This window comes from Rhodococcus sp. P3_B8, assembly GCF_056402775.1.
The window spans coordinates 39901-52932 of sequence record NZ_JBFUGT010000032.1; the positions used below are offsets into that span (position 1 = coordinate 39901).

The window sequence follows — 13032 nt, forward strand, 5'->3', positions numbered from 1 at the left end:
CCGCGGGTAGACCGTTTCCCGTGACGCTACTCGGGCGGATTACGCCAGGGCGCCGATTCGCGCCCGGTCGCGGAGGGCGATGAGTTCGCGGGCGTGCGCCTCCAGCTTGCGGTCCTCGTCGGACTGCGGCACCCACTGCTGTACTGCCGTTGCGGCGCCGTCCTCGTCGACGGCGGCGACGACGGTGAGGCAGTGGGTGGTGAGGTTCATTTCCCGGGTGCGCGGGTCGCCGGATCGCACGTGCACCGAGATGTGCATGGTCTGCGCGCCGGTGTGCAGCAGGCGGGCATCGACCTCGACGACGTGCCCGATCTGGATCGGGCGGTAGAAACGCACCCCGCCGGCGTACACGGACACGCACGGCGTGCCGTTCCACGACGTGCCGCACAGGTAGGCGGCCTCGTCGATCCAGCGCATCACGGTTCCGCCGTGGGTCTTGCCGCCCCAGTTGACGTCGGTGGGCGCTGCGAGGAAGCGGGTGAGCGATTCCGGTGCGGTGCCCGCGTCGGTGTAGTTCTGCTTGCTCATCGCCTCTTCGATGTCGGCCCGCAGGCCGATGCGCATGACCGCCTCCTCGGACTCGGCGCGGTCGGTGGCGGTGACGGGCTGCCACGGCGGCACACTCGTCGGCTTACCGGAGTCGTCGACGGCGACGAAGATGATCAGGCAGTTGCTGGCCTCGGTGAACTGTCCGGTGCGCGGGTCGGCCGATGACACGGTGCACTGGATGTGCATGCTGGAGCGCCCGGTGTGGACGAGCCGGGCTTCGACCTCGACGAGGTGTCCCGACTCGATGGACCGGGTGAACTTGATGTTTCCCACGTAGGCGGTGACGCAGTAGCTCCCGCTCCAGCCGACCGCGCAGGCGTAGGCGGCCTTGTCGATCCATTCGAGGATCCGGCCACCCTGGACGGCCCCTCCGAGCGTCGCCACCTCGGTGGGTGCGGCCAGGAAGCGGAGGGTGATGCTGCGGGGAGGCGTGGTCATCGATGTGATCCTCGGGGATTCGACGTGGCCGGCACGAGGGCGCGAACCGGGGACGGCGAAACGTCGTTGTCCGCCGGTGGCGGGGAAATTATCCCACAGATGCACCGGGCCGACCCGTCCGCGATGTGAACGGGCCGAGGTTGACGAAAGCGTGTGACCACGCGCACACTCGACATCGACCGCACAGCGTTCTCAAAGTACGCACAGCGTACGAGAGTGATCGGATCAGGTGATGACCTCAACGTCGACGACGACCGCACCTCACGTGGACCAGGCAGGCCTCGACCACGTCGACCGGGAGTTCTACCTCCCCGCGCAGCGAGTGCTGCCGTGGAAGGCGAACCTCGCGGCACTTCCCGGCGAGCCGGGAACTCCGCTCCGCATCGCGGGGGTCGTGCGCTCACGCGCCGGCGAACCGCTGTCGGGGGCGGAACTCGAGATCTGGCACGCGGACGCCGGCGGCTGCTACTCCGGGTACTCCGTCGAGATTCTGCGCAACAACCTGCGCGGCATCGTCGTCACATGCGCCGGGGGCCGCTTCGACATCTCGACCGTGCAGCCGGCGCCGTGCGAATTCTCGAGCGCCCGAGGCGAAGCCGATGTCGGGCATGTCAACGTCGTCGTGCATGCGCGTGGCTTCCGGCCGCTCGAGACGCGCCTGGTGCCGACACCGGGCGCATCGCGAGAAGTGGACGCGTCCGCCGTCGAGTCGCTCGTCGACGTCGGGCTCGGCGGAGAGGTCTCCTGCGACTTCGTGCTCGACCCGATCTGACCGACGTGATGCCGTCAGCCGGCGAAGCCCATGTCCGTGCTCAGGGCGGCCGCGGCGGCGAGGACGCACGGAACGGCCTGTTCGCGGAACTGTGCCGGAGTGTTCCGCGCGGACGACGTGGAGCACGCGACCACGCCGACCACTGTGCCGCCGGCGTCGCGGACGGGGGCGGCCAGCGAGATCAGACCCTTCTCCAGCTCCTCGGACGTCAGGGCGAACCCCTGCTCGCGGACCTTGGCGAGTTCCCGTTCGAGTTCGGCTGCAGTGCCGATGGTTTCGGGCCCGAGTTTCTCGAATGTGGACTCGGCGACCACCCGCTCGACCACGTCGGCGGGAGCCCAGGCCAGGAGCGCGCGACCCATGGACGTGGCGTACGCGGGGACGCGGGTGCCGACGGAGACGTTGATGCTCATGATCCGGCGGACGGGAACGCGCGCCGCGTAGACCACGTCGGCGCCGTCGAGCACGCCGAGCGACGCGGACTCCTGGGTCTTCTCGGCCACCTCGAGCAGCCGGGGCATCGCGGCCTCGATCAGTGCGTGCGACTCCGAGTAGTGCTGTCCGATGCTGAGCACGCGGGGGGTGAGCGACCACCGGCCTCCCGAGCCGGCGACGTACCCCAGCTTCTGCAGGGTGAGCAGGATCCGGCGGACCGCGGGACGCGACAGTCCCGCTTCTGTGGCGAGTTCGGCGAGCGTCGGGTTCGGACGCTGCGCGTCGAATGCGAGGAGCACTGCGAACCCGCGCTCGATGCTCTGGATGTAATCGCGATCGCTCTCGGTCATTGCGGCCTCCACCAGCGATTCGTGTGCGTATTCGGACTTGGGGTTGACATTTCAATGTGACTGCGCGCACAGTAGTGGTGTACGCACAGCGTGATATTAGTACGCATAGCGTACAGGATGCAAGACCCCTCGGCGCGTGAACACCCACCGCGTCGCCCAAAACTCGATATCAGCCCAATCCGCTCCCCTCCCAGCCCAAGGAGAAACAGATGACCACCACCGAGAGCCCCACCGCCGCCGGATCCGGCTCCGCCGCCACCGACAAGTTCAAGGCCGAGCGCGTTACCGCCGACACCTCGCCGGAGCGGCTCGCGGCCATCGCCAAGGACGCGCTCGGCGCACTCAATGACGTGATCCTGAAGCACGGCGTCACCTACCCCGAGTACCGCGTGTTCAAGCAGTGGCTCATCGACGTGGGCGAGGGCGGCGAATGGCCGCTGTTCCTCGACGTGTTCATCGAGCACTCCGTCGAAGAAGTCCTCGCTCGCAGCCGCAAGGGCACCAAGGGCAGCATCGAGGGCCCGTACTACATCGAGAACGCCCCCGAGCTGCCGTCGAAGTGCACCCTGCCGATGCGGGAAGAGGACGAGAAGATCACCCCGCTCGTCTTCTCCGGCCAGGTCACCGATCTCGACGGCAACGGTCTCGCCGGCGCGAAGGTCGAACTGTGGCACGCCGACAACGACGGCTACTACTCGCAGTTCGCCCCGCACCTGCCCGAGTGGAACCTGCGCGGCACCATCATCGCCGACGAGAACGGCCGCTACGAGATCACCACGATCCAGCCGGCGCCCTACCAGATCCCGACCGACGGCCCGACCGGTCAGTTCATCGAGGCGCAGAACGGTCACCCGTGGCGTCCCGCGCACCTGCACCTCATCGTGTCGGCGCCGGGCAAGGAGTCGGTGACCACGCAGCTGTACTTCAAGGGCGGCGACTGGATCGACAGCGACGTCGCGTCGGCGACCAAGCCGGAACTCATCCTCGACCCGAAGACCGGTGACGACGGCAAGAACTACGTCACCTACAACTTCGTGCTCGACCCCGCGTGACCCGTTCCACCCGTAGAGAAAGTGATCCGATGACCGACCTGTCGATCGTCTCCGTCGAAACGACGATCCTCGATGTGCCGTTGGTGCGTCCCCACAAGTTCGCCACCACGTCGATGACGGCGCAGCCGCTACTGCTCGTCGCCGTCACGACCGCGGGCGGCGTGACCGGCTACGGCGAGGGCGTCGTCCCCGGCGGCCCGTGGTGGGGCGGCGAATCGGTGGAGACGATGCAGGCGATCGTCGAGAAGTACATCGTCCCGGTGCTGCTGGGCCGGGGTGTCGACGAGATCACCGGCATCATGTCGGACATCGAACGAGTCGTCGCCAATGCACGTTTCGCGAAGGCCGCCGTCGACGTCGCGTTGCACGACGCCTGGGCCCGCAGCCTGGGCGTGCCCGTGCACACGCTGCTCGGCGGCGCCTTCCGGAAGAGCGTCGACGTCACGTGGGCCCTCGGCGCCGCACCCGCCGAGGAGATCATCGAGGAGGCCCTCGGTCTCGTCGAGTCGAAGCGGCACTTCAGTTTCAAGCTGAAGATGGGTGCGCTCGATCCCGCCGTCGACACTGCCCGGGTGGTCCAGATCGCGCAGGCTCTGCGGGGCAAGGCCGGCGTCCGCATCGACGTCAACGCCCGCTGGGACAGGCTCACCGCGCTGAAGTACGTGCCCCGCCTCGTCGAAGGCGGCGTCGAACTGATCGAGCAGCCCACACCCGGTGAGCAACTCGAGGTCCTCGCCGAGCTCAACCGCCTCGTCCCCGTCCCGGTGATGGCGGACGAGAGCGTGCAGACTCCGCACGACGCCCTCGAGGTCGCACGCCGCGGCGCCGCGGACGTCATCGCCCTCAAGACCACCAAGTGCGGCGGCCTGAAGAAGAGCCGCGAGGTGGTCGCGATCGCCAAGGCAGCCGGAATCGCCTGCCACGGAGCCACGTCCATCGAAGGCCCGATCGGAACCGCGGCGTCCATCCACTTCGCGTGCGCGGAACCCGGCATCGACTTCGGCACCGAACTGTTCGGACCGCTGCTGTTCAGCGAGGAGTTGCTGCAGGAACCGATCCGCTACGCCGACGGCCAGGTGTTCCTGCCCGAAGGTCCCGGACTCGGAATCGAGCTCAACATGGACGCAGTCAAGACCTGGACCAGGAACTAAAGGAGCACACCACCCGATGGCACTCTTTCACGTCCGCATGGACGTCGCCATTCCCCGTGACCTCGACCCGACGGTCCGGGACGAGACCATCGCCAAGGAGAAGGCGTATTCGCAGGAGCTCCAACGCTCCGGCAAGTGGCCCGAGATCTGGCGGATCGTCGGCCAGTACAGCAACATCAGCATCTTCGACGTCGAGTCGGCCGACGAACTGCACGAGATCCTGTGGAACCTTCCACTGTTCCCGTACATGACGATCGAGATCATGCCGCTCACCAAGCACGGTTCCGACGTCAAGTAGGCGGCTTCGCCGCCCGTGCGCGGTGAGCGAGTCTCTGGACTCGTCAACCGCTCACGGGCGCGGAGCGCCTGCGAGCAGCTGGTCCACCGCGCGCACGCTGAGGACGTGGTCGAGCGCCATGGTGGCGCTGCCGACGACTCCCGACAGTTCCCCGTGCGTCCAGGGGAGGATCTGAAGCTGTTGGGTGGCAACGGCGATCGCGTTGCCGTAGAGGGTTTCGCGTAGCCCGGCGACGAACGTGTCGTAGGCCTGCGCCATGTCGCCGCCGACGATCACGACCTCCGGGTTGAGGAGGTTGATCGCGCCCGACAGCACTTCGCCGATCTGCCGTCCGCTCTCACGGATCATCCGCCGGGCCTCGGCGTCCCCGGCCAGGGCGAGGGTGATGACGTCGCGAATGTGGGTGACTTCGCGTCCCTGCTCCTGCAGATTGCGGACCAGCGCCCACCCGCCGGCCACGGCCTCGATACAACCCACATCACCGCAGCGGCACACCACACCTTGTGCCGCTGCGGTTTTCGTGTGCCCGATTTCGCCCGCCGCGCCGAGGGCGCCCCGCTGGAGCACACCACCGGACACGAGTCCGGCGCCCAGCCCGGTCGACGCCTTGATGAGCAGCATGTCGGCGAAGTCGCGGCGTTCTCCGCGCCGCTCCGCCAGCACCATGACGTTGGCGTCGTTGTCGACGAAGACGGGCGCGTCGGTGACGTCGGCGAGGAACGGCTGGAGGGGGACGCCGTCCCAGCCCGACATCATGGGGGAGTTCAGGCTGCACCCGCGTTCGGTGTCGACGGTCCCGGGGAGGCTGATCCCGATCCCGACCGTCCGTCCCGCGGTCTCGCCCAGACTCTCGCGCAGCGCGATGAGACGTTGCGCGATGACGGGCATCAGCTCGGCCGGGCTGGTGCCGATCTCCTGCTCCACGTCCTCGGCGACGATGACGTCGCCGGCGAGGTCGCAGATGGCCAGCTGGGTGCGGCTCCGGCCGATGGCCGCCGACAGCACGACACCGGCCTGTACGTGAAACGAGAGCTTCACCGGCGGGCGACCCCCGGTCGAGACGCCCTCCTCGCGCTCGACGACGAGCCCCGACGCCTGCAGCGAGGAGACCCGCGCCGCGACCGCGGTGCGGGAGAGGCCGGTGAGGGTGCCGATCTCGGTGCGCGTCGTTGCTTGCCCTGCGCGAATGAGGGCGAAGACGTCGCCACCCGTCGCCGGGGAGGTCGTCGAGCGAGGCGTCCGCATGCAGGCCATTCAACCAACCGGACACGCGTCTGACAACGTAAGCCCCTGATCTTTGTTCGCAGAAATACTTAAGTCTGTATTGATCGAAAGCCAAAGGTCGCCTACTGTCGTCTGTGACGGCCCACACATCCGGCTTTCAGAGGGAGATGACATGTCACCAGCGACCACCGTGGAACCGTGCGATTTCGTCGTGTTCGGCGGGACCGGCGACCTGGCGGTTCGTAAGCTGCTTCCTGCGCTCTACCTGCGCGACAGGGACGGCCAGCTGCCCGCAGAAACCCGCGTGATCGGTGCCTCGCGAGCCGGTCTCGACACCGACGGCTACCGCGACAAGGTGCGAGGAGAACTCGCGCGGTTCGTCTCCGGCGATCAGCTGGATTCGGACACCTGTGAGCGATTTCTCAATCGCCTCGAATACGTCTCCGTCGACGCCGCGGACCCCGCGAACTGGGCGGGCCTCAGCGAGTGCCTCGCCGCGCGGGAAGGTTCGATCCGGGTCTTCTACCTGGCCTGCGCTCCCAGTCTGTTCGGGCCGATCTGTGACAACCTCGCCCTGAACGGTCTCGCCGACGCACAGTCCCGCGTCGTGCTGGAGAAGCCGATCGGACACGACCTCGCCTCGGCCCGCGCCGTCAACGACGCGGTCGGCGCCGTGTTCGAGGAATCGCAGATCTTCCGCATCGACCACTACCTCGGCAAAGAGAGCGTCCAGAACCTTCTGGTCACGCGATTCGCCAACACGTTCCTCGAACCGCTGTGGAACTCCTCGTCGATCGACCACGTGCAGATCAACGTCGCCGAGTCGCTCGGAGTCGGCAGTCGCGGCGGCTACTACGAGTCGGCGGGTGCCCTGCGCGACATGCTGCAGAACCACCTCCTGCAGATGCTCTGCCTCGTCGCGATGGAACCGCCCACCTACGTCGACCGCGAGACCGTGCGAGACGAGAAGCTCAAGGTCCTCCAGGCCCTCAAGCCGATGAGCCCGAAGGACGTCGAAAGCTGCACCGTCGCAGGCCAGTACGGCCCCGGCCTGGCCGACGGGATCGCCGTCCCCGGATACCAGGAGGACGTCGAGAACCCGGAGAGCACCACCGAGACGTTTATCGCCGTCAAGGCCGAGATCCAGAACTGGCGTTGGGCCGGCGTTCCGTTCTACCTGCGCACCGGCAAGCGCATGGACCGGCGCTGCTCGGAGATCKTGGTGCAGTTCAAGCCCGTCCCGCACCCCATGTTCCCCGGCAGCGAGGGCCACAGCGAACCCAACCGCCTGGTGATCCAGTTGCAGCCCCACGAGGGCATGCGGCTGCACATGACGGCGAAGGAACCTGGCCCCGGCGGTATCCGACTCAAGCCGGTGTCGTTGGACCTCAACTACATCGAAACGTTCAAGCGTCCGTCACCCGACGCCTACGAGCGGCTGCTGATGGACGTGGTCCGGGGTAACCCGACCCTGTTCATGCGCCGCGACGAGGTCGAGGCCGCCTGGGAKTGGGTCGAGCAGATCCTCGTCGGCTGGGAGAAGTCCGAGCGCGCCCCGCGCCGCTACCCGGCCGGCACCAACGGACCCACCGACGCGACCACCCTGATCGAGCGCGACGGCCGCGCCTGGCACGAAGGAGTCACCGCATGACCGACGCACCCACACCGACGGCCGACGTGCACCCCGTCCTCGCCGCCGTCACCGAACGCATCATCGAGCGCAGCAAACCCGAGCGCACGGTCTACCTCGACCGTATCCGGGCGGCGGGGGACCGCGGCCCGGCGCGCGGCAAGCTGGCCTGCGCGAACCTCGCACACGGCTTCGCCGCGTCCGGCCCGGCCGACAAGAAGGCGCTGCGCAGCTTCGTCAAGCCCAATATCGCGATCGTCTCGTCGTACAACGACATGCTGTCGGCGCACCAGCCGTTCGAGCACTTTCCGCGGCAGCTGAAGGCCGCGGTCATGGAGGCCGGTGGCATCGCCCAGTTCGCCGGCGGTGTCCCCGCGATGTGCGACGGCATCACTCAGGGCCGCGACGGCATGCAGCTGTCGCTGTTCAGCCGCGACGTCATCGCGATGGCGACGGCGATCGGACTGTCCCACGACATGTTCGACGGCGCCCTCATGCTCGGAGTGTGCGACAAGATCGTGCCGGGGATGCTCATCGGCGCTCTGGGTTTCGGTCACCTGCCGACGATCTTCGTCCCGGCCGGTCCGATGACGTCCGGTCTGCCCAACAACGAGAAGTCGCGCGTGCGGCAGTTGTACGCGGAGGGTAAGGCCGAACGCGAGGAGCTGCTCGACGCGGAGGCGGCGAGTTACCACGGCGCGGGCACGTGCACGTTCTTCGGCACGGCCAATTCCAACCAGCTCCTCATGGAGGTGATGGGCCTGCACTTGCCCGGGTCGAGCTTCGTGAACCCCGGTACCCCGCTGCGTGACGCACTGACGTCGGAGGCGGGAAGGCGCGTCACCGGTCTCACCGCACTCGGCGACGACTACACGCCGGTCGGCGAGGTCGTCGACGAGAAGGCCGTGGTCAACGGTTGCGTGGCGCTGCTCGCCACCGGCGGTTCGACCAATCACACGATGCACCTCGTGGCGATCGCCCGCGCCGCCGGAATCACGCTCACGTGGGACGACCTGTCCGAGTTGTCCGCGGTGGTGCCGCTGCTCGCCCGGATCTACCCCAACGGCTCGGCCGATGTGAACCACTTCCACGCGGCCGGTGGACTCGGCTACGTCGTGTCCTCGATGCTGGACGCGGGACTGCTGCACGAGGACGTGAAGACCGTCGTCGGCCCCGGGCTCCGCCGCTACACCGAGGAACCGAAGCTGTCGGGCGAGGGCGTCGAATGGCAGCCGGGTACGCGAATCAGCCTCGACACCAGCGTGTTGCGCGGACCGGAAGATCCGTTCGACGTCAACGGCGGGCTCAAGATGCTGACCGGAAACCTCGGTTCCTGCGTGATGAAGACGTCGGCCGTCCACCCGGACCACCGCGTGGTGACCGCTCCGGCCAGGGTCTTCGACGATCAGCTCGACTTCCTCGCCGCGTTCGAGGCGGGCACGTTGACCGGCGATTTCGTGGCCGTACTCCGGTACCAGGGCCCACGCGCCAACGGGATGCCCGAATTGCACAAGCTCACCCCGGTTCTCGGCGTTCTGCAGGACCAGGGCCGGAAGGTCGCGCTGGTCACGGACGGCCGGATGTCCGGTGCCTCCGGGAAGGTTCCGGCGGCCATCCACCTGACCCCCGAGGCGGCCGTGGACGGACCGCTCGCGCGTGTGCGTGACGGTGACGTCCTGACCGTCGACGCCGTCACCGGCTCCGTGAACGTGCACCTCGACGACGAGGAACTGGCCGCCCGCCCGGCGACCGGTCGTGCACTGGGCGCCGACGAATGGGTCGGTACGGGGCGCGAACTCTTCGCCGGCCTGCGCGCCGCTGTCGGACCGGCGACCCAGGGCGCCAGCGTTTTCCACCCCCAACCCGTCTAAGGAGTATTTCAGTGACGAACAGCCCCTCCCTCCTCGACCGCGTCCCGGTCATCCCCGTCGTCGTCGTGGACGACCTCGGCGACGCAGTGCCGGTGGCTCGCGCGCTGGTGGCCGGCGGCATCCCGATGATCGAACTGACCCTGCGCACGCCGTGTGCTCTCGACGCCATCAAGGCGATCGCGAGCGAGGTGCCGGAGATCTGCGTCGGCGCGGGCACCATCGTGGAACCGGTGCAGGCTGCGCAGGCGGCCGACGCGGGAGCACAGTTCCTGGTGTCGCCGGGTAGCACCGAAACTCTGCTGAAGGCCATGACGGAGACCGGACTGCCGCACCTCCCGGGCGCGGCGACGGTCTCCGAGGTGCTCTTCCTGCTCGAGCACGGCTATCGCGAACTCAAGTTCTTCCCCGCCGAGGCGTCGGGTGGCGCGAAGTTCCTCGGCTCGATCCACTCACCCGTTCCGGCGGCACGGTTCTGCCCCACCGGCGGCATCTCGACGTCGAACGTCGGCGACTACCTGTCGCTGCCCAACGTCGGCTGCGTCGGCGGATCCTGGCTCACGCCCGCCGACGCCGTGAAGAAGAAGGACTGGGACCGGATCAGCGGCCTCGCGCGTGAGGCGGCGGCACTCGCCCGGTAGCAGGAGAAGCGGCGCGGTACGGTGAATTCGTGCGCGACAGTGACAACGGTGACTCCCAGAGGCCGGGTTCTCAGTCCTCGCTGAAGTCCGCCAACCAGCACCGCGTGGTCCGCGCGCTCCAGACGTCGGGTGAGCTCACCCAGGCGGAGATCGCGCGTCGCACCGGGTTGGCTCCCGCCACCGTGTCCAACATGGTCAAGGAATTGACCGCGGCCGGGATGGTCGCCGTGCCGGGCGGCGACCACCCCGGCCAGCGGGGCCGCGCGGTGCGACTGACCCGCAAGCTGGGGCTCGCGGTCGGGATCGACTTCGGGCACCGGCATCTCACCGTGGCCGTCGCCGACATGGCACACGAGGTGCTCGCCGAGGAGCGCGTCGAACTCGGTGCCGGGCACCGCGCCGAGGATGGCGTGGTGCAGGCGGGCGCTCTTCTCGACGCGGCCCTCGATCGACTCGGCTGCGACCGTACGTCCGTCCTCGCGGTCGGAATGGGTCTGCCCGCGCCGCTCGAGACCGACACCGGCGAGGTCGGCGGCCCGTCGATCCTGCCCGGGTGGGTCGGTGTCGACGCGGCCGCCATCGCGTCGGAGTATCTCGGCACCGCGGTGCACGTCGACAACGACGCGAACCTCGGCGTGCTCGCCGAACACATGTGGGGAGCGGGCCGGGGAACCACCGATCTCGCCTACATCAAACTGTCCGACGGTGTGGGAGCCGGGCTCGTCCTCGACGGCCGGCTGTACCGCGGAAGAGGCGGCACCGCAGGCGAAATCGGCCACCTGACACTCGACGAGTTCGGTCAGGTATGCCGCTGCGGCAACCGCGGCTGCCTCGAGACCCTCGTCGCCTCGCACGTCGTGATCGGACTGCTCGCACCGAGTCGCGGCCCCGATCTCACCATCGCCGACATCGTCGCGATGGCCGAGGGCGGCGACGCCGCCTGCATCCGGGTGCTCGCCGACACGGGGCGGCACGTCGGGGTCGCGGTGGCGAGCCTGTGCAACCTCGTCAATCCCGAACGACTCGTCATCGGCGGCGAACTCGCGCTGGCCGGCGAACTGTTGCTCGGGCCGATGCGCGAGGTCGTCGGCCGCTACGCGGTGCCCAGCGCGGTCCGTTCCCTGGACATCCGCGTCGCCGAACTCGGCCCCCGGGCGCAGGTGCTCGGCGCCGTCGCGCTGGGTCTGCGATCCGCGCTTCCGGCCTGACTGTTCGCCGCTGAAGTCTCCCGCCAGCTTGTGGGGTGAACTCTGCGCACGTCACGGTAGCCTCGTTCATTTATGAACATATCTCCGGTGAAGGTCGCCTATTTGTGTTCATATCTTGACGGTTCCCTGTTTCGTTGCTTACTGTGTTCCGCACCACAACGAATGCGCTCTCGCGCAGGCCTCGGCTCGATCCGAGACTCGATCACCCCCTTGCTCACGAGGAGTCCCATGACTGAAAACGTCCTGTTGCCCGGTGCGGAATCGCCCGGCGACACAGCAGAGGGCACTTCGGTTCCCGTCCGTATCGCGGTCGTCGCCGCACTCGGCGGGTTGCTCTTCGGCTACGACAGCGCAGTCATCAACGGCGCGGTGTCGGCGATCGAGGGCAAGTTCCAGGTCGATTCCGCTCTCCTCGGATTCGCGATCGCCTCGGCACTGCTGGGCGCCGCGGCGGGAGCGATGCTGGCCGGGCGGATCGCCGACCGGTACGGACGCCTCGTCACCATGCGGGCCGCTGCGGTGATGTTCCTGCTGAGCGCCATCGGCACCGGATTCGCGGCCAACGTCGAGATGCTGGTGACGTTCCGGATCGTCGGCGGCATCGGTGTGGGTCTGGCCTCGGTCATCGCACCCGCCTACATCGCCGAGATCTCGCCCGCCCGGGTGCGCGGACGTCTCGGGTCGCTGCAGCAACTCGCGATCGTCACGGGCATCTTCGTCTCGCTCCTGGTCGACTACGCCCTCGCGGCCCTCGCCGGCGGGTCGCAGGAAGAACTCTGGTTCGGGCTCGAGGCTTGGCGCTGGATGTTCCTCGCGATGTGCGTGCCCGCACTGGCCTACGGACTGCTGTCGCTGACGATTCCCGAATCTCCCCGCTACCTGATCGCCCAGGGCCGCCTCGGTGAGGCCCGCGGCATCCTCGCGGTCCTGCTCGGCGAGAAGGGCCTGGACCTCAAGATCGAGAGCATCCGCTCGACGCTGGCCCGCGAGACGCAACCGTCGATCCGTGATCTGAAGGGCTCCGCGTTCGGCCTGATGCCGATCGTCTGGATCGGTATCGGACTCTCCGTCTTTCAGCAGTTCGTCGGTATCAACGTGATCTTCTACTACTCCAGCGTCCTGTGGCAGGCAGTCGGCTTCGACGAGGGCAGCTCACTGCAGATCACGGTCATCACGTCGGTGGTCAACATCGCCACCACCCTCATCGCCGTCGCCTACATCGACCGGGTGGGCCGGCGGCCGCTGCTGATCATCGGCTCCGCCGGTATGGCCGTGACGCTCGCGACCATGGCGTTCATCTTCGGCACCGCGTCCACCACCGTGGTGGACGGCGTCACGACGCCGCAGCTGACCGGACTGCAGGGTCCTATCGCCCTCGTCGCCGCCAACCTCTTCGTGGTGGCCTTCGGAATGTCG

General features: G+C 68.0%; 12 protein-coding genes. 9 read left to right on the forward strand and 3 right to left on the reverse strand.

Going from position 1 to position 13032, the window contains the following annotated elements:
- Positions 1 to 39: 39 nt before the first annotated feature.
- The gene (locus AC1D1G_RS14510) at positions 40 to 987 is read right to left on the reverse strand and encodes an acyl-CoA thioesterase (protein WP_005573872.1); all 948 of its coding nucleotides are present in this window, start codon (positions 985 to 987) and stop codon (positions 40 to 42) included.
- A gap of 232 nt (positions 988 to 1219) precedes the next feature.
- On the opposite strand from AC1D1G_RS14510, the gene AC1D1G_RS14515 reads away from it, so the two are divergent.
- A complete protein-coding gene (locus tag AC1D1G_RS14515; RefSeq protein WP_283353731.1) occupies positions 1220 to 1759 on the forward strand; it encodes a dioxygenase family protein in 540 nt (179 codons plus the stop codon).
- 14 nt (positions 1760 to 1773) lie between these two features.
- On the opposite strand, the gene AC1D1G_RS14520 is transcribed toward AC1D1G_RS14515, so the two are convergent.
- Positions 1774 to 2544 (reverse strand): IclR family transcriptional regulator domain-containing protein, encoded by a 771-nt coding sequence (locus AC1D1G_RS14520; RefSeq protein WP_283333846.1) that lies wholly within the window; start codon positions 2542 to 2544, stop codon positions 1774 to 1776.
- 209 nt (positions 2545 to 2753) lie between these two features.
- Here AC1D1G_RS14520 and catA point away from each other — a divergent pair, with 209 nt between their 5' ends.
- From catA to catC, 3 genes are read left to right on the forward strand one after another with little or no spacing between them, the layout of a single operon-like run.
- Complete coding sequence (catA, locus tag AC1D1G_RS14525; protein ID WP_283333848.1) at positions 2754 to 3596, forward strand: catechol 1,2-dioxygenase; 843 nt, start codon at positions 2754 to 2756, stop codon at positions 3594 to 3596.
- A 29-nt stretch (positions 3597 to 3625) separates the two neighbouring features.
- Complete coding sequence (locus tag AC1D1G_RS14530) at positions 3626 to 4747, forward strand: muconate/chloromuconate family cycloisomerase (protein ID WP_317568240.1); 1122 nt, start codon at positions 3626 to 3628, stop codon at positions 4745 to 4747.
- A 16-nt stretch (positions 4748 to 4763) separates the two neighbouring features.
- Positions 4764 to 5045, forward strand: coding sequence for a muconolactone Delta-isomerase (catC, locus tag AC1D1G_RS14535; RefSeq protein WP_283333852.1), 282 nt, complete (start codon positions 4764 to 4766; stop codon positions 5043 to 5045).
- A 51-nt stretch (positions 5046 to 5096) separates the two neighbouring features.
- Here the strand turns inward: catC and AC1D1G_RS14540 are convergent, their stop codons facing one another.
- Entirely contained in the window at positions 5097 to 6290 is a 1194-nt protein-coding gene (locus AC1D1G_RS14540; RefSeq protein ID WP_005264060.1) for an ROK family transcriptional regulator, read from the reverse strand.
- Positions 6291 to 6441: 151 nt separating this feature from the next.
- Here AC1D1G_RS14540 and zwf point away from each other — a divergent pair, with 151 nt between their 5' ends.
- The 5 genes from zwf to AC1D1G_RS14565 form a co-directional block, all read left to right on the forward strand.
- Positions 6442 to 7920, forward strand: a complete 1479-nt coding sequence (gene zwf / locus AC1D1G_RS14545) for a glucose-6-phosphate dehydrogenase (RefSeq protein WP_477952619.1) — start codon at positions 6442 to 6444, stop codon at positions 7918 to 7920.
- Positions 7917 to 9770: a phosphogluconate dehydratase gene (gene edd, locus AC1D1G_RS14550; protein ID WP_280780438.1), complete on the forward strand. Its 1854-nt coding sequence runs from the start codon at positions 7917 to 7919 to the stop codon at positions 9768 to 9770. Before zwf ends, edd begins: the two co-directional genes overlap by 4 nt.
- A gap of 11 nt (positions 9771 to 9781) precedes the next feature.
- Positions 9782 to 10408, forward strand: coding sequence for a bifunctional 4-hydroxy-2-oxoglutarate aldolase/2-dehydro-3-deoxy-phosphogluconate aldolase (eda, locus tag AC1D1G_RS14555; protein WP_283333858.1), 627 nt, complete (start codon positions 9782 to 9784; stop codon positions 10406 to 10408).
- 29 nt (positions 10409 to 10437) lie between these two features.
- Positions 10438 to 11616, forward strand: a complete 1179-nt coding sequence (locus AC1D1G_RS14560) for an ROK family transcriptional regulator (RefSeq protein WP_283353734.1) — start codon at positions 10438 to 10440, stop codon at positions 11614 to 11616.
- 228 nt (positions 11617 to 11844) lie between these two features.
- Positions 11845 to 13032 (forward strand): sugar porter family MFS transporter (locus AC1D1G_RS14565; protein ID WP_477952621.1); only part of this gene is annotated, 1188 nt, incomplete at its 3' end.

Coding starts and splice junctions, on each gene's coding strand:
- AC1D1G_RS14510 (WP_005573872.1), bottom strand. CDS start 987: ATGACCACGCCTCCCCGCAGCATCACCCTCCGCTTCCTGGCCGCACCC.
- AC1D1G_RS14515 (WP_283353731.1), top strand. CDS start 1,220: ATGACCTCAACGTCGACGACGACCGCACCTCACGTGGACCAGGCAGGC.
- AC1D1G_RS14520 (WP_283333846.1), bottom strand. CDS start 2,544: ATGACCGAGAGCGATCGCGATTACATCCAGAGCATCGAGCGCGGGTTC.
- catA (WP_283333848.1), top strand. CDS start 2,754: ATGACCACCACCGAGAGCCCCACCGCCGCCGGATCCGGCTCCGCCGCC.
- AC1D1G_RS14530 (WP_317568240.1), top strand. CDS start 3,626: ATGACCGACCTGTCGATCGTCTCCGTCGAAACGACGATCCTCGATGTG.
- catC (WP_283333852.1), top strand. CDS start 4,764: ATGGCACTCTTTCACGTCCGCATGGACGTCGCCATTCCCCGTGACCTC.
- AC1D1G_RS14540 (WP_005264060.1), bottom strand. CDS start 6,290: ATGCGGACGCCTCGCTCGACGACCTCCCCGGCGACGGGTGGCGACGTC.
- edd (WP_280780438.1), top strand. CDS start 7,917: ATGACCGACGCACCCACACCGACGGCCGACGTGCACCCCGTCCTCGCC.